The organism is Corynebacterium kroppenstedtii, assembly GCF_016894245.1.
Taxonomy (GTDB): domain Bacteria; phylum Actinomycetota; class Actinomycetes; order Mycobacteriales; family Mycobacteriaceae; genus Corynebacterium.
In genome coordinates, this window is record NZ_CP069792.1 from 336,309 (window position 1) to 353,847 (window position 17,539).

The 17,539-nt window shown below is 55.2% G+C and carries 15 protein-coding genes; 2 read left to right on the forward strand and 13 right to left on the reverse strand.

The features are described 5' to 3' along the window. Positions 1-30: 30 nt before the first annotated feature. From purL to I6J23_RS01715, 7 genes are all read right to left on the reverse strand, one after another. Positions 31-2,430 (reverse strand): phosphoribosylformylglycinamidine synthase subunit PurL, encoded by a 2,400-nt coding sequence (purL, locus tag I6J23_RS01685; protein ID WP_204582850.1) that lies wholly within the window; start codon positions 2,428-2,430, stop codon positions 31-33. Positions 2,431-2,580: 150 nt separating this feature from the next. Next, a complete protein-coding gene (gene purQ, locus I6J23_RS01690) occupies positions 2,581-3,249 on the reverse strand; it encodes a phosphoribosylformylglycinamidine synthase subunit PurQ (RefSeq protein WP_204582278.1) in 669 nt (222 codons plus the stop codon). After that, positions 3,249-3,542, reverse strand: coding sequence for a phosphoribosylformylglycinamidine synthase subunit PurS (gene purS, locus I6J23_RS01695; RefSeq protein ID WP_046202018.1), 294 nt, complete (start codon positions 3,540-3,542; stop codon positions 3,249-3,251). Before purS ends, purQ begins: the two co-directional genes overlap by 1 nt. A gap of 84 nt (positions 3,543-3,626) precedes the next feature. Continuing rightward, a complete protein-coding gene (locus I6J23_RS01700) occupies positions 3,627-4,115 on the reverse strand; it encodes a glutathione peroxidase (protein WP_046202017.1) in 489 nt (162 codons plus the stop codon). 97 nt (positions 4,116-4,212) lie between these two features. Then, on the reverse strand, positions 4,213-5,628 hold the full coding sequence (locus tag I6J23_RS01705; protein ID WP_204582279.1) for a cation:dicarboxylate symporter family transporter: 1,416 nt from the start codon (positions 5,626-5,628) through the stop codon (positions 4,213-4,215). Positions 5,629-5,712: 84 nt separating this feature from the next. Beyond that, complete coding sequence (locus I6J23_RS01710) at positions 5,713-6,150, reverse strand: cupin domain-containing protein (protein ID WP_204582280.1); 438 nt, start codon at positions 6,148-6,150, stop codon at positions 5,713-5,715. A gap of 2 nt (positions 6,151-6,152) precedes the next feature. Then, positions 6,153-6,968 (reverse strand): carboxymuconolactone decarboxylase family protein, encoded by an 816-nt coding sequence (locus tag I6J23_RS01715; RefSeq protein WP_204582281.1) that lies wholly within the window; start codon positions 6,966-6,968, stop codon positions 6,153-6,155. 139 nt (positions 6,969-7,107) lie between these two features. On the opposite strand from I6J23_RS01715, the gene I6J23_RS01720 reads away from it, so the two are divergent. Then, on the forward strand, positions 7,108-7,728 hold the full coding sequence (locus I6J23_RS01720) for a TetR/AcrR family transcriptional regulator (protein ID WP_204582282.1): 621 nt from the start codon (positions 7,108-7,110) through the stop codon (positions 7,726-7,728). A 6-nt stretch (positions 7,729-7,734) separates the two neighbouring features. Here the strand turns inward: I6J23_RS01720 and I6J23_RS01725 are convergent, their stop codons facing one another. The 6 genes from I6J23_RS01725 to purD form a co-directional block, all read right to left on the reverse strand. Further along, entirely contained in the window at positions 7,735-10,074 is a 2,340-nt protein-coding gene (locus tag I6J23_RS01725) for a S9 family peptidase (RefSeq protein ID WP_239454945.1), read from the reverse strand. Positions 10,075-10,179: 105 nt separating this feature from the next. After that, complete coding sequence (locus tag I6J23_RS01730; protein ID WP_204582283.1) at positions 10,180-11,073, reverse strand: phosphoribosylaminoimidazolesuccinocarboxamide synthase; 894 nt, start codon at positions 11,071-11,073, stop codon at positions 10,180-10,182. 131 nt (positions 11,074-11,204) lie between these two features. After that, positions 11,205-12,611, reverse strand: a complete 1,407-nt coding sequence (locus I6J23_RS01735) for an alpha/beta hydrolase (protein ID WP_204582284.1) — start codon at positions 12,609-12,611, stop codon at positions 11,205-11,207. A 176-nt stretch (positions 12,612-12,787) separates the two neighbouring features. Then, a complete protein-coding gene (gene purB / locus I6J23_RS01740; RefSeq protein ID WP_204582852.1) occupies positions 12,788-14,251 on the reverse strand; it encodes an adenylosuccinate lyase in 1,464 nt (487 codons plus the stop codon). Between the two features lie 185 nt (positions 14,252-14,436). After that, on the reverse strand, positions 14,437-15,717 hold the full coding sequence (locus I6J23_RS01745) for a pyridoxal phosphate-dependent aminotransferase (protein WP_204582285.1): 1,281 nt from the start codon (positions 15,715-15,717) through the stop codon (positions 14,437-14,439). A gap of 22 nt (positions 15,718-15,739) precedes the next feature. After that, on the reverse strand, positions 15,740-17,020 hold the full coding sequence (purD, locus tag I6J23_RS01750; protein WP_204582286.1) for a phosphoribosylamine--glycine ligase: 1,281 nt from the start codon (positions 17,018-17,020) through the stop codon (positions 15,740-15,742). 72 nt (positions 17,021-17,092) lie between these two features. Between purD and I6J23_RS01755 the strand changes: the two genes are divergently transcribed. Further along, complete coding sequence (locus I6J23_RS01755; RefSeq protein ID WP_204582287.1) at positions 17,093-17,530, forward strand: HIT family protein; 438 nt, start codon at positions 17,093-17,095, stop codon at positions 17,528-17,530. Positions 17,531-17,539 lie beyond the last annotated feature (9 nt).

Consider the following 17,539-nt stretch of genomic DNA (forward strand, 5'->3'; position numbering starts at 1 on the left):
AGATATTCTTCCCAGAAAAAGTGAAATATCCTATTCCACCACAGAATTCGCACCCGCTGCGTGAGCAAAGAGCTTAGGTAATGTGCTTGTCCAGGCCTCTCTTAATTCTGTCACGGGAAGCGTGATCTCATCCGCACGATCAGCGCTTACCTTAACCCTCACCTGGGCGGACGTTTCCTGTGAAGATCCACATGCGAGTGATGTCACGGAACCTAACCGCACCACAGGAATGCCACAGCGTTTTGCAAGGGAAACTAGTTTATCGCCATCTCCACGGGCGCAAGCGACCACGACTCGGTTGGCTGATTCCGAAAACAGCGCGACACAGGGATCCGCGTGGACGTTGGTGACATCCACGTCCATGCCCACGCCAGAAGTCATCGCCAATTCGGCCAAGGCCTGGGCGAGTCCTCCTTCGGAGAGGTCGTGCGCGGCAGTGACGACCCGCGGAGTATCGGGATCTGCTTGGTCGCAGAAGAAATCAGCCAACGCCGACGTCGCTGCCAAATCAACCTGCGGGGGAAGTCCCGACAAGGCATTGTGCTCAACCTGCTGCCAGATGGAACCACCCAGCTCATCATGGGTCTCACCCAGGAGATACAGCTCTTCGAACTGGTCATTGGATGACGTTAACGACTCATCGCCGGTACCCGATTCGCTCTCCAGGAAGGCTGAGCGTTCCGTCATCAAGCCCCCTAGGAGGTGGTTGATGTGGTGATCCACCGAGGTCACGACGCCCGCAACACCAACGAGTGGCGTCGGCAAGATCGCCTCCGAACCTGTCTGATTGTAGAACGACACGTTGCCGCCCGACACGGGAATACCCAGCTCACGAGCACCATCGGCGAGGCCATGCACAGCCTCACGGAACTGCCACATCACGGCGGGGTCCTCCGGTGAACCAAAGTTCAGGCAGTTAGTCACGGCCACGGGACGAGCGCCCGTCACAACAACATTGCGGTAGGCCTCCGCCAAGGCCAAGCGGGCCCCCATGTTCGGGTCGAGCTTCGTGTACCGCCCCGACGCGTCCGCCGATACAGCGACACCGCGGCCTGTTGTTTCATCGATACGCAGGACTCCAGCGTCGGCGTTCTGAGCCTCCACTGTGTTACCCATGACGTACCGGTCGTACTGTTCGGTGATGAACGCGCGCGAACACAACGCGGGGGAAGCAATCATGCGCAGCCACGTGTCGCGCAATTCGTCGGCACCCTGAGGACGAGCAAACCCCTTCGCCTCTACACCCGGTTCTTGCAGCTCATCTTGCCAATCGGGGCGCTCATAGGGACGGTCGTACACGGGGCCCTGATGTGCAATCGTATGCGCCGGTGCATCCACCACAACCTGGCCATGATGACGAATAACCAGGTGATCACCATCCGTGACCTCACCGATTTCGGCGCAGCTCACATCCCAATGGGCACAGATCTCCCGGAAACGATCAACATTCTCCGGAGTCACGACGGCACACATACGTTCCTGGGACTCCGATGAAAGGATCTCGGCCGCGGTCATGTGCTCCGCACGCAGCGGCACCGCGTCGAGGTTGACCTCCATGCCGCCATCCCCTGCAGCAGCCAGCTCAGAAGTGGCGCAGGATAATCCCGCACCACCCAAGTCCTGAATCCCCACGACAATCCCGGCGTGGTACAAATCCAAGCAACATTCGATGAGGACCTTTTCGGCAAAAGGATCACCCACCTGAACTGACGGCAACTTCCGCTCGGCACCATCTTCAAAAGTGTCTGATGCTAAGACAGACACTCCACCAATGCCATCCAATCCCGTTCGGGAACCAAAGAGCATCACTTTGTTCCCCTTACCAGAGGCGAAGGCCAGTTTGAGATCGTCCACTTTCAGCGTCCCAATACACAGAGCGTTCACCAAGGGGTTTCCGGCATAGGACTCGTCGAACACGGTTTCACCACCAATATTCGGCAAGCCCAGGCAGTTACCATAACCGCCCACACCGTCAACCACGCCGGGAAGGACGCGCTGGGTGTCCGCCGCATCGGCGGGACCGAAACGCAGCTGATCCATGACGGCAATCGGACGGGCACCCATGGCCATAATGTCGCGAACAATTCCGCCGACGCCCGTGGCTGCACCCTGATGCGGCTCAACATATGAGGGGTGATTATGGGATTCCACGCGGAAGGTGACCGCGTTACCGTCGCCAATGTCAATCACACCGGCGTTTTCGCCAATACCGGCCAGAATTTTCGACGACATTTCCTTTGTCATCGTTTCGCCAAAGTAACGAAGATGCACTTTGGAGGACTTATATGAACAGTGCTCCGACCACATGACGGAATACATTGCTAATTCCGCATCGGTGGGCCGCCGGCCTAAAATATCTTTAATTCGAGCGTATTCGTCGTCCTTTAAGCCCAACGACGCATAGGGCTGCGACGCATCTGGCTCTGCCAATGCGGCGGCAACCGTGTCATTGACCTGAGCAGCCGTAAAACTTTCGACCGCATTATCAGCCTCTGCGTCGGTGCGCGCACTTTCTGTGGACGTCGGCATCTGGTCATCCTCGGTAGTTATGTCAGTCTTATTCGTTTGGTTCACCATCACTTACACTCCCACCGAATCAAGAACCGAATGAATCAAACCTAACCCATCCGTTGAGGGGCCAGTCAGCAATTCCACCGCGTGCTCCGGGTGCGGCATGAGCCCCACAACGCGACCGTCGGCACTGGAAACCCCGGCAATTGCATTCACCGAGCCATTAAAATTATCGGTGTACCGAAAGACGACGCGACCTTCATCTTCCAACTGCGAAATCGTGTCCGTGGGCGCTTGAAAGCGGCCCTCACCATGCTTTGCTGGCACCAGAATCTTCTGGCCTTGGGTGAACCCGGCAGTCCACGGAGTAAACGTGCGTTCCACCTGCAAATACGTGTCCACACAATGAAAATGCAGACCCTTATTCCTGGTTAACGCTCCTGGAAGAAGGCCTGCCTCTTGCAAAATTTGGAACCCGTTGCAAATACCTAGTACGGGGAGCCCCTGGTGGGCTCGACGCACGACCTCACCCATCACAGGCGCCAAGCTTGCCAAAGCGCCCGCTCGGAGATAGTCACCATACGAAAAACCGCCCGGCACGATAACAGCATCGACGCCTTTCAGATCAGCGTCGGCATGCCATAAACGGACCACCTCGGCGCCGCCCAAGCGGGCAGCGCGCGCAGCATCGCCGTCGTCAAGGGTGCCGGGAAATGTCACCACACCAATACGTGGCATTAGTGAGCCCCCTCATTCGCGCTGGTTGAAGTGACGGGGGTGGCAGCTGAATCGTCGACACGCTCGGTAACAACGTCATAATCCTCAATGACGGTATTGGCCAATAGCGTCGATGCCAACCGGTCCAGCTCCTCATCCGATACTGAACCGTCGACATCAAGTTCAAACCGCTTGCCTTGGCGGACGTCGCGAACCCCATTCACCCCGATTCGCCCCAACGCGCGCAGAACCGCTTGCCCCTGCGGATCCAAAATCTCAGTCTTCGGCATGACATTGACAACAACTCGAGCCACAGTGGCGCTCCCTATCCGGTCAGTTGACTACACCACCAACAACATTACCGAATAGTTGGAGAACTCAACCAATTGAAAAGCCAGCTAGAGAGGGAGGTTATCCTCAATCAGATCCAGTAGGTCATCATCTTCTGGGTCTACATCGCTGCGGAACCGGCCCAAGACCTCCCCCGAATCCGACAGAACAAATTTTTCAAAGTTCCACTTTACGTCGCCTGCTTCGCCATCTTTATCAGCGGTTTTCTTCAGCTCTGTGTATAACGGGTGCTCATTGTCACCATTCACGTCCGTCTTGCTCAGTAACGGGAATGTCACACCAAATTTCGACGACGCGAACTCCTTGATCTCCTCATTCGAGCCGGGCTCTTGCTCACCAAACTGGTTGCACGGAACGCCGATGACGAAAAAGCCCCGTGCCGCGTATTCCTCGAAAATGTGCTCCAGGGCCTCATACTGTGGAGTGAAACCACATTCGCTAGCAACGTTCACAATTAAAAGAACATGGCCCTCCCACGAGCGCATCGTTGTTTCTTTACCGTCGATCGTCGTTACTGGGATGTCATAAATACTCATACCCCCAGAGTACGCGCGACTGGGGGCAAAATACGTGCATTACGCTTAAGTATTTGTGTGTATCTAAGCGGATTTAGCCGCGGGCACCTCAGAATATTTAGGCGCGCTGATAGTCGTCAACATTCACCTGAGGCGTGGGCTGGAGTTTGTCGGCGGGGTTCTTCACGGAAGGATTACGCAGGTTGACGTCCGACTCCATATCCTCCGGAGTCTCCACGTACGGAATCTCCCCGGACAACACGGCATTGACACGGTTTCTATCAACCGTATGGGTCCAGACGCCCACGACCAGCGTTGCCACAGAATTGCCGGCGAAGTTGGTCAAAGCCCTCGCCTCGGACATAAAGCGGTCAATACCAGCGATGATTCCAACCCCATCCAACAGCTCAGCCCGGTGTGCCTGCAGTCCACCAGCCAATGTTGCTAATCCAGCACCCGAAACGCCGGCAGCACCCTTCGAGGCAATCATCATGAAAACCAAAAGCCCAATTTGCTCACCCAAGTTAAGGGGTTTGTGCATAGCGTCGGAAATAAAAATCGACGCCATCGTGAGGTAAATTGCCGTGCCGTCCAAATTAAACGAATATTCGGTCGGAACAACGATGCCCACGGTTGATTTATCGACACCTACGTGCTCCATCTTGCGAATCAACGTGGGCAGCGCAGACTCTGACGACGACGTCGCAAAAACGAGGAGGTACTCGCGGGCTAAATATTTCACTAACTTGAAGATATTGAAACGGGTGAAGGTATAGAGAACCAGACCCAAAACGCCGAAAATGAAAATGACGCAGGTCACATAGAAGCACAGCATCAACAAAACAAGTTGCTTCACTGCATCGAAACCGGTGGACCCCACAACCCAGGAAATAGCGCCGAATGCACCGACAGGGGCTGTCCACAGGACCATCATCAAAACTTTAAAAACAAGCTTTTGAATCTGAGCAATGGCCGATAATAAAGGCTCCCCAGCTCTTCCCATCGACTGGATAGCAAAGCCGCACAGGAGGGCAATGAACAAGGCCTGAAGAACAGAACCACTGGTCAGTGAAGAGAATAACGTGTCCGGAATAACGGACATAACGAACCCACTCAGTCCATGAGCAGATTCTTTATTGTTATCGACGAACGACATCCCCGACCCAGCCTCTGGCATAGCCAAGCTCGATCCCGGTTTAACAATATTGCCGACGATGAGCCCTATGGCCAGGGCAAACGTTGACATGACGATGAAATATACCAACGAAATGGCGCCGGCTCGCCCCACCGAGGCTGCTGCTCGGACAGAACCGATCCCCAGCACAATTGTGCAGAAGATAACGGGCGCGATCATCATCTTGATCAACGCAACGAAGAGTTTTCCTAATAACTCGAATTTAACCGCCACGTCTGGAGCAACGAGGCCCAGAATGACGCCCGCAAGAACGGCAACAATGACAGAGATATAAAGCCAGTGGGACTTATCTTTTTTCTCTTTTTTGGGTTCGACGATCCGAACTGGAGAGGAGCTCATGAGCTGAGATGGTACAGCGGGGCTACCCTGTGTGGGTAATCATTATCGAAAAGATTACCCCCGAACCAGAACACCCGGCTGCCACTAAGTGAGGGATTGATACTCCTCGTCCGAGACGGGCTCCAACCACTCATTGCTGGTCTCCTCCCCAGGTATCGAGATAGCGATATGGGAAAACCAGCTATCCGCCTTAGCGCCATGCCAATGCTTCACATTCGGCGGAATCACCACCGTGGAACCCTCCGTCATACTAACGGCAGCCTTGCCCTCTTCCTGGTACCAGCCTTCTCCCGCGGTGCACATCAAGATCTGGCCACCACCGCTACGAGCGTGGTGGATATGCCAGTTATTCCTGCACCCCGGTTCAAAGGTTACATTGGCAATTCCCACGTGCGCCTCATCAAGCTGGGCAATAGGTTGCAAAAATGACTTCCCCACAAAATATTCGGCAAAAGTATCGTTGGATTCGCCCGTGCCGAACTTATTGACTTTGTCGAATTCAACTTTATCGGTGATTTTCATGGTTAAGACTCCTTGTCATCGTTTTCTGCATCATCGTTTTTCGTCTGGCTATTAATCGCGGCTAAGGCATTAAGGCTCCGCGGGAAACCAATCCAAGGCACGCAGACCGCCAAGGCACCCAAGAGAATTGCGCGATCATTCCCCACTGCGAGGTTCCCCGAAACGTGAGCCCGGGCTTGAGGGTCACATCCACCTAAGGAAATGATGGCCACCCACGTCAATAATTCCCGGTCAGCAAGGCTTAGCGATTTCCGGGTGTAGGTGTCACCAAAACAATAGGCCGACAAAGCGTCTTGAATGAAACGCTCATCCTCAGGTGCATTGTCACGCATAGCGTCAATTCCGTCGCCAAACATTGCTTTTTGCGCGGCAATTCCCTTGTTCAAACGGTCGCCCTCGTTCACCGTCGATTGGATACCGACGGGAGCGTCGACGAGTTTGTCTAGCTCCCGTAGTCCGTGGCGGGCGCGACTGATCCCTACATAGGGCGCTATTTGGTGGAAAACCTCCTGCAGCTCTTCGGCATAGACACCTAAGCGAAGACCTGCTCCCAATAATGCGGATAGTTCGTCGCCGCCACCCGTGGCCACGCATGCCACACTGACCAAGACTTTTCGATGGTCATCGAGCCCACTGGCCTCCCACATGTCGCCAAAAGCAAACCGGTCGGTGATCTGGCTAAATTCGTCGCCCACTCGCGCTGAAGATTCCAACGGCGAATAGTCGTGGTCAAAGGCTTCACGAAAGACGTCGGGTATGGATCGATCAGTACGACGTCGATCTGACTGAGAGCTTGTATTTGGTTGTGAAGCTGACATGGTGACCTCCTATCACGCGGTGGTAGTCAGCTTCACACAACGAACCATCATGCACAATGAACACAAAAGATGTATGTGTCGAATAATCAACACTCTATGCCGAAGTGGTGATTATGCACGTGGTGATGATGGAGGCCCGATGACCAACGCTGCCGAACGTGACGATTCGCGTGACAGCTCCGTAGAACATGGCCAACCCCAGGCTCATGTCGATCGTCGTGTTGTCAAAACGCAAGCGGCTATACATCGTGCTTTAGAAGAGCTCGTCTGCGAAAAACCTCCGCATAGAATTACTGTCGCGGAAATTACGCGACGCGCAAATATTCACAGAAAAACGTTTTACTTGCATTACAACTCGGTGGACGAACTCTTCCGCGAGGAATTGGAATCAATGAAGCAAGACTATGCAGAGACTATTGATTCAATTCCACCAACAATGACTATTGCCGACATCAACCGCGTGTTTTTCGACTTCGCGGCACGGCAGGGACCCTTATTTGAACAGCTGGTGGTCTCTCCTGAGTATCGGCACTATGCCGAACGTTTCTTTCATATGAATCTTGTTCATAATCGAGCACGGCATAATCCGTATGCTCATCTTTCCCGCGAACAGCAAAATACCATCAATACTTTTCTGGTAGCCGGCACGCTGGATATGTACCGTCAGTGGATTTCGGATGGTAAAACGATGCCCCTCGATGAGCTGGTCACGCTCAGCACACAGTTGCTCAGCCATGGCGCAGCTCAGTTTCGAGCGTGACAGGGTTTATTCGGCAGCATCCTCGACGACGCCCACGCGGCGAATCATCCAGGCATATTCAAACGCGGTTTGTTTCCACTGCTCATAGCGTCCAGACACCCCACCGTGACCCGCAATCATCTCGGTCTTCAGGCAAACATCAGCCTCCGGAATGGTCGCGCGAATTTTAGCAACCCACTTAGCGGGTTCCACGTATAACACTCGAGTATCATTCAGACTGGTCAACGCGAGAATAGGCGGATAGGTGTTTTCTGCCGACACATTGTCATAAGGGGCATATGACGCCATGTAGTCGTACACCTCGGGATCATGAAGAGGGTCTCCCCATTCATCCCATTCAATCACGGTCAACGGAAGCTCCGGCATGAGGATCGACGTCAGGGGATCTACGAACGGGACAACAGCTTCAATCCCGGCGAACCGATCTCCTGCCATATTGGCAACAGCACCCATTAGTAATCCACCGGCCGATCCCCCAAGAGCGACCATGTGCTTATTGTCCGTCACGTTCCGGCTGGTCAAGTCATCCGCAACGTCGATGAAGTCATAGAATGTGTTCTTCTTCGCCAGCGTTTTGCCGTTGTCGTACCAGGATCGACCCATCTCTCCGCCACCCCGAACATGCGCAATAGCGAACACAATGCCTCTATCGAGCAAAGACAAACGGGCGATAGAAAACGCGGGGTCCATCGACGCTTCATAGGATCCGTAGCCGTAAAGAATCGTCGGGTGTGGCCCGTCGGTGGGGGCAGCGTCGTCGTTCTGGGTGCTGGAGTGGTGAGCGCCGTCCTTCCCTTCGAGGTCTGTCTTCCCTTCAAGGTCCGCTCGATAAATCAACGAGACCGGGACTTTCGCACCGTCCCGCGCCGTCGTCCACATCCGGCGCGCTACATAATCAGACGGGTTATATCCGCCCTTTACTATCCGCTGCTTGCGTACCAAGCGTTCGCCTGTAGCCAGGTCGTAGTCAAAAACCAGGCCGGGAGTCACAAAGGACTCATACGCCATGCGGATATAGGGGGATTCCCACTCGGCATTTCCCCCCGTGCCGGCGCTGTACAGTTCCTCGTCAAAATCGATAGGCTCAAGATTCCCGACAGTACCGTCGGCAAAAGAAAAGAGCCCCAACTTGTTAATGGCGTTCTCGCGGTAGCCCACAACCATGTGCTCCGCGAATACATCCATCCCCTCGATTCGACGGCCTTCCTGGTGAGGGATTACGACGTCCAGGTCATCCAGACTGGTCAGTGGCGAAGCACTGGCCATACCGAGTTCAAAGTCTGGGCCATGCGCGTTATGCAGCACTATCCAACGGTCTGCCCCACCGATAACGGCGTGATCAACGTCATATTGCACCCCTGTGTTTCGCGGCAAGATACATTGCAACTCACTCGTCACACGCTGAGGGTCAACCGTCATGGACTCCCCATCACCGGTAGCCCCCAAGTCGAGGAACCACACTTCTGAGGTGATTTTGGATCCGACTTCGACAAAAAGATACTTCTCCGAGCGAGTTGTTCCACACCCAACCCAGAAGCGCTCGTCATCCTCGCGGAAGATACACACGTCCTGGTCCGTAGAGGTGCCAACGCGGTGACGCCAGACCTCGTGCGGACGCCAGGAGTCGTCGACACGCTCATAAAATAACCATTCCGATCCGACCCAGGTGGCACCATAACCGATGCCATCAATAGCGTCGTCGAGAAGCTCACCTGTCCGGAGATCCTTAATACGCAGGTCAAACCGCTCATCACCCGTCGTGTCCGTGGAATAAGCCAGGAAATTTCCGTCCACTGAAACACTCGATGCACCGAGCGAAAAGAATTCCGCACCCTCGGCCAAGACATTTGAATCAAGAATGATCTGTTCATTGTCGGGCGCTGACTCGGCATCAATTGCCGGTGGAGTCCAATCCTTTGTTTTGTCCCCCGTCGCGGATGCTGGAACACGACAGGATATCCCGTAGCTCTTCCCCTCAAGGCTACGGCCGTAATACCACCAATCCCCCGAACGAACAGGAACGGATAAATCCGTCTCCTGCGTCCTACTTTTAATCTCGTGGAAAATAGAGTCCTGTAGAGGAGCTAAATCACGAGTTCGGGCTTCCGTGTACTCGTTTTCGGCCCGAAGATACGCCAAAGTCTCAGGGCTTTCCTTATCCCTCAACCATTCGTAGTTATCGACGACATCATGCCCGTGATGCGAGCGCTTAGTCGGATGGATATGCGCCGTCGGAGGGATCGGCACACCCGAGGGCCCGTACTGGAGGGAACCCCCGTCAGGCTCCGCGGAGGCTACGTTGCGTGGTGGATGAGTGGTGTTATGAGCATCATCAACGTGAGACATAGCCACCACCCTACTGTTCACCCCGGACACGATCATGCGACGGCGTCGAAAAGTAGGAATGAGCTGGGCGTATAGCGTGCCCGACAAGTTTTAAGGTGACGAGTCTTAGGCTGACGGACCAATCCAGTCAGCGAACTTCAATCCCGATACGCGTTCGTAGGCCTCCACGTACTTGTCGCGGGTGGCCTCCACGATCGACCCCGGTAGCGCTGGTGGTTGTACTCCGGATTCACGTGACCATCCCGACTTCGGACCGATCAACCAGTTACGCAAATACTGCTTATCAAAACTGGGTTGACGGTGGCCCTCGCGGTACCCTTCCTTGGGCCAATACCGCGACGAATCGGGGGTGAGCACTTCATCCGCCAATTTCACGTTTCCGTCAGCATCCACGCCGAACTCGAATTTGGTATCGGCCAGGATCAGGCCACCTTCGTCGGCAATAGAAGCGGCTTGGGAATAGAGCGACAATGCTGCGTCACGGATAGTTTCCGCGCGACGCTCCCCCAAATGCTCGAGAACGTAGTCGTAATCAACATTTTCGTCGTGGCTGCCGAACTCCGCCTTTGTCGCGGGAGTGAAAATGGGTTTCGGCAGCTTCGAGCCCTCAACTAGGCCCTCGGGAAGCTCAATGCCACATACCCGGCCGGTTTCGTTGTATTCCTTCAAGCCAGAACCAGTCAGATATCCCCGGGCGACGCACTCGAACGGAATCATCTTTAGCTTTTCGCACACTAATGCACGGCCCAACGCTTCCTCTGGAATCCGCTCATCATCAACAGGGCCAACCAAATGATTCGGCATATCGAGCTGCTCAAAAAAGAACGTGCTCATTGCCGTAAGGATTCTGCCCTTATCCGGTATTTGGGTATCCAGAATATAGTCGAACGCAGAAACACGATCCGACGCCACCATCAACAAAGTGTCGTCGTCAATTTCATAATTTTCGCGAACCTTTCCCGCGGAAAGGTGCTCATATGAAGAGAGTTCAGGGCGCATGGCCCGGTATGTTACTCCCCTGAACCCGAAAACCCGATTCATATCCCCACAATGGAGATTTACCGCGCTGTGCAGCGACAATCCCCCCACCGATTAGCCCCTCACCGATTAGTCCCTTCACCGGTTAATTGCTAACCGATTAACCGCGTAGCTCGGGCAACATCGGGAAGAGTGAGAACCAAAGCCAGCCGCCAGGTACCAAAATCGTGGCCCCCAGGAACCTCACGAAATGATGACTCAATTCCAACGCGCTGAGCCAACCCATTCATATACGTCAAATCTCGAACCGACGACTTGTCCGACTGGCCGGCAACGAAGACACCCTTAATACCCGTGAATTTTCTTCTTTTTAGGATATCTTCCGGATTAACCCGTAGATAAGCATTGAGATTTCCCTCAAAATACGTATCCGCGTTCCCTTGTGCCGACATCGTTCCTGGGGTGCGGTCGCCCGAAAAATCGAGAAAATAGCGATACGGCTCCGGATTATTGACGATCGCCTGGAGCGCACATGTTCCGCCATAGCTCAGTCCACCGATGGCCCACTGGGTCGGATCATTCGACACCTGAAAATACTTTTGTATTTGTTGCGGGACGTCGGTATCCATATACGTCTGCACTTTGGCTTTCTTTGTGTCAAAGCACCCTAAATCCTCATCATCATTACCGGTCGTGTTAATCGCAACAATCACAGGTGCCAAACCGTGGTGAACGCGCTCGAAATGATGAAGAGTCCGGCCCGCGTTGCCGATCTCAAACCACTGTGACGGGGACCCCGGCAGACCATTCATCAGAACAACGACAGGTAACAATGGCCTTGGATTCGCGAAGTATGCCGGTGGTAGATAAACCTGAGATTCCGTCGTCTGAAAACGGGATACCGGCGACGGAATCATAAACGGAACAAGCACACCCTTCTTCCGTGGTGAAACCCCACTCCACGCTCCGGCAATCGTACTGCCCCGAGGCGGACTGAACGGGGCCGACGTTCCCTTGACATCAGCATATTGAGCGGTGGTGTACGGCTCCGGGCCAACCAGAGAATCGACCGAGGGATATAGAGCAAAACTGTTATTCACCACATTAACGCAGGCAGCTGCGCCACAGACAAACGCAACACACGCACCAACCACGCGCAACACCGGCTTCCACCTAAACGACGACCACAACTGCGGACGGCCGGGGCGCGGCTCCGTCGCACGCGGCCTCTTCAGCCACGGCACCAACCGGGTTCGGCCCCGGGCACAATATGATCCAATCGCGAGGCCAATCAAAACGATGAGGGACCAACCTGCCACATACACCCCAATAGCGGTCCCGCCACCAAACGGCTTCCAGGTCTTTTCCAGGACGAACCACACCAATGCAGTCACCGTCGTTACCCCGCCGAGCACCACACACGCCAGCCGCGTGGCATAACCAGCACTGCGGGCGCGTGCCGTCGACACGAAGAAGAAAGCCCACACCAGAATGATGACAACACCATTGACTAATGAGGGCATCGTCCCCACGAGGGGAATGTCTCCAAGAATATGCACCGACCCATCATACGGTTCTGCTGCACCGAACGACTGGCCATACAGAGACGCTCCGACGAACAGCTAACCGTACGATGAGCTGGACCAGACAACGGTCACGCTATACGCGATTACGTCCTCCACCGGCAGCCTTACACAAAGTCGCTCAACGCAGGATCGGTCAACATACTGTCGCTCTACACAATGTCGCCAGGCATGTATGCGGCAGCGTCGGGATGCTCTGCAACGATATCCTTGACGCGTGAGACAACTCGGTCAACCTGCGAGCCCGCTGCTCCAATGAAGGCATGGCGGTCCGCAATCGCTGCATCCAACTGTTCGCGGTTCAACGGAAGCCGATCATCGGCCGCAAGACGTTCGATCAGGTTTTGCTCCGTGCCTTTCTCACGCATATCAAGCGCGGTGGCCACGGCGTTCTCTTTGATAATTTCGTGGGCAGTTTCGCGTCCCAGACCCGCGCGAATAGAGGCCATGAGGATGCGTGTCGTCGCCAAGAATGGCAAATACCGTTCTAGTTCCTTATCAATCATGGCGGGGAAAGCGCCGAACTCTTTGAGAACGGTCAATAGCGTTTCCACCATTCCGTCGAAAGCAAAGAAAGCGTCCGGCAAGGCTACGCGGCGAACAACGGAACAAAAGACATCGCCCTCATTCCATTGCTGCCCCGCCAGACCTGCAGCCATCGTTTGGTATCCGCGAAGGATAATCTGCAGGCCGCCGATACGCTCACACGAACGGGCATTCATCTTGTGTGGCATCGCGGAGGAACCTACCTGCCCCTCCTTGAACCCCTCCGTGACCAGCTCATTTCCGGCCATTAAGCGGATGGTCATGGACAGCGACGACGGCCCCGCCCCCAGCTGTACCAACGCCGAAATCACATCCAAGTCAAGACTGCGCGGGTACACTTGCCCAACCGAATCGAACCGTCGGGAAATACCCAGATATTCCGATACAGAGTTTTCCAACCGCTCAAGTTTGGTTTCATCTCCACCGACGAGATCCAACATGTCCTGGGAGGTTCCCATGGGGCCTTTAATCCCACGCAGCGGATACCGCGAAATGAGGTTTTCCAACCTCTCATAAGCAACCAAAATTTCATTTGCTGCCGACGCAAAACGCTTGCCCAGAGTGGTTGCCTGGGCAGCAACATTATGGGACCGTCCCGCCATCACCTGATCGCGGTAGTGGACCGCGCAGTCGGCCACAGCCCGGAGGACCGCCACCATCCTGTCCCGCACATGCTCCAGCGACCGATATACCTGCAGTTGTTCAACATTTTCGGTGAGATCCCTGCTGGTCATCCCCTTGTGGATATGCTCATACCCAGCCAGGGCGTTAAATTCCTCAATACGCGCTTTGACGTCGTGCCGAGTGACGCGCTCGCGCGCGGCGATGGAATCCAGGTCAATGCGGTCGACAACTGACTCGTAGGCCTCGATAGCCTCGTCAGGAACATCGACACCGAGCTCTTTCTGCGCACGAAGAACAGCGATCCAGAGCCGACGCTCCATGATGATTTTGTGCTCCGGGCTCCATAAGTTGACCAGCTCTGGAGAGGCATATCGATGCGCTAGTACATTCGCTATGTCTCTCTTGTGTGTGCCAGCCGGAGCGCTAGTGTTGCCCTGGTTGGGCAGTGTTCCTTTGCCCTCATCGGCGGAATTGGTACGCGAGTTGTCCGTTTTGTTCTCAGCCACACTATCAGTCTAAGGGGCTGACAGAGCCATAACCAGCTACGACACCGACCGGATACGACATCACTGTGCATCACCACACACCGATGACGGCTTTATCCCTGGGCTCGCCGCCTCGCTATTAGGAGTTACCGACGCCGAGCCTCCAGGAATGGTTTCAGACGACGACACGCTTCCCGCATCTCGTCCGGTGTGCCCGCGTAGCTCACGCGGACGTATTTCTTACCCAGCGCTTTGTCGGCGCTCCCGTCAAAGTCGGTACCAGGAGAAACGGACACGCCCGTGGCGTCAAGGAGTTCATGAGCAAAGGCGACGGAATCGTCGGTGTAATCCGAGACATCAACCCAGAAGTAGAAAGCACCGTCGGAGGGCGCGAAGCGGGGCAGCCCCACTGCCGGCAGCTCCTTGTTAAGGATGTCGTGGTTTTCCTTGTACCGGTCCACATGGACGCGGAGTTCAGCTAGGGCGTCGTCGTCGAACACCCGGGTTGCCGCGATCTGTGATAAAGCAGGAGCACAGAGGGAAATGTTGCCCAAGATATTTTCGATCGTTTCCCGCAGCGTCGGATCATCGGGAATGATCAGCCACCCCAAACGCCAACCCGTCATGGAGAAGTATTTGGATGTAGAGCCGATAACCACGGCACGATCAGAGAGCGACCGCGCCGTCACGGTAGGCCGACCGTAACTAATTCCGTGGTAAATCTCATCAGATACCAACACTGTGTTGGTTTCATCACACCATTGTGAAATTGCGCGCAATTCATCGGGATCAATAATTGACCCCGTCGGATTATTAGGCGACGTAATCAACACCATATCTGGCTTATTCCCCGCCTGAGCAAGATCTTCAAGATGCTGACGGGTCATATGGAACCGGGTTTCGGCCGTCGTCGGAATATCAATGAACGAATTGCCCAATGCTTGAAGAACATTGCGGTAAGCCGCGTATCCGGGGCTGGACAGGGCGACGGTCCCACCAAAAGGCAAGCAAGCTGCGAAAATAGCAACAAATGCTCCCGAGGACCCCGTCGTGACAATAACGTTATCGGCCTTGGTATCCGTCCCATACGTTTCCGAATGCCACCGGGCGATACGCTCACGCAACGGTTGAATACCTAAAGCTTCGGTATACCCTAATTTGTCCTTTTCAATGGCCTCAATAGCAACATCACGGACAACGCGTGGCGCAGGAGTCGATGGCTGGCCGATACATAGCGGCACCGTGTCATGCTTCTCGGCTTCTCTTTCCGCGGTGCGGGCCACCATTTCCATCGTATAAAAAGGATCGGCATGGCCACGTTGAATTGCTAAGCCATAATCCTTTCCAGAACTACCCGAATTGGAATGTTGATCCTCCGAATAATTCATTCCGGTGTAATCGGCTGACTCCGAATTGTCACGTCCCACTGTTACTCTGCACTCCTCCAGATCAGTTTGCGATGCCAATACGGCCCTCGACGGCCTTTTGGGCAATATCGCGCCGATAATGCCCGCCCGGCAACGATATACCTTCCATCTTTCGATACACCTTTGCCCGGGCTTCGTCTAAATCTTTCCCGACGCCAACCACGCTGAGTACGCGCCCGCCGGAGGACACTAAACGGTCGCCGAGCCGCGAGACACCCGCGTGGCGGACACCATCGTCCTCCGTGCCGGGCTCCGCGCCCGATATGGGGTCTCCCTTTCGTGGCCCCGCCGGGTATCCCTGGGCGGCCAGCACCACCGTCACGGCGTAACCATCTTTCCATGTCAACGGGGGTACATCCGCCAAGTGCCCCGTCGCCACGGAGTTGAGCACTCCTGCCAATGGAGTATCGAGGAGCTCCAGCACCGCCTGGGTTTCCGGATCCCCGAACCGACAGTTGAACTCGACAACCGCCGGGCCTTCCTTCCCCCAGGCCAGGCCTGCGTAAAGCAGTCCGTTAAAGGGGCAACCACGTTTCACCATCTCTGAGGCCACCGGCTGCACGACCTCATCAACGATTCGGCTCACGGCATCATCAGGCAACCACGGAAGCGGTGCATAGGCACCCATCCCCCCCGTGTTGGGGCCCGTATCGCCCTCACCAACGCGCTTGTGGTCCTGGGCCGGCAACAAAGGCACCACTGTATCCCCATCTACCAGGCAAAACAGCGAAATTTCAGGGCCGTCAAGGAAAGACTCCACCAACACCGGATGGCCCGACTCTAATACAGCGACGGCGTGGTGGCGGGCTTCATCACGATCCTGAGTCACCACAACACCTTTACCACCGGCAAGCCCATCATCTTTCACGACGAAGGTCGGGCCAAAGTCATTCAACACGGCGTCGACCTGGTCCGTTGAGGCTCCTGGCTGCAGGGACTCCGCTTGTGCAGTGCGCACATGAGCAGCCTTCATCACGTCTTTAGCAAACGCCTTAGATCCCTCAATCTGCGCAGCCTCTGCACCCGGACCAAACACGGGGATGTGAGCGTCGCGAAGAGCATCAGCCACTCCGGCAACCAGCGGCGCTTCCGGCCCAATCACCACCAGGTCCGCGCCCAATGACGTCGCTAAGCCAACAACCTGCGAGCCATCATTGATATCGATATCGGGGTGGATCTGCGCAATCGCGGTCATCCCATCATTACCTGGGACGACGTGCAGCCCACTCACTTGCGAATCTTTGGACAACGAATAAAGAAGAGCGTGCTCACGAGAACCATTACCCAGGACAAGAATCTGCATACCCAATACTCTAAGGCACCCACCTGACATACAAAGCTTTTTACCCACTTCGGAAATAGCTACTCTGGACTTATGGCTACCGTATTCACGAAAATCATTAACGGCGACATCCCAGGTCGGTTCGTCTACCGCGACGACACCGTCGCCGCGTTCCTCACCATCGAACCCATCGCGTACGGACACACGTTAGTTGTCCCCATTAAGGAAGTTGATCGGTGGACCGACCTCAGTGCCGACGAGTGGGCGCACGTCTCTACCGTCGCTCACAATATTGGCCGCGCTATCACCGATGCCTTCGATGCGCCCCGTGCCGGCATGCTGATCGCGGGCTTTGAAGTTCCCCATGCCCACGTCCACGTCTTTCCGGCCTCCGACATGTCCGGCTATAGCTTGCAAAACATTATGCGTGCCGACGATACCGACCCGGACGCCATGGACGCCGCCGCCGCAAAGATCCGCGCGGAGCTGACCAAGGCCGGGATCGATACCGGAGTTGCCGACGACAAATAGACGGTAAAT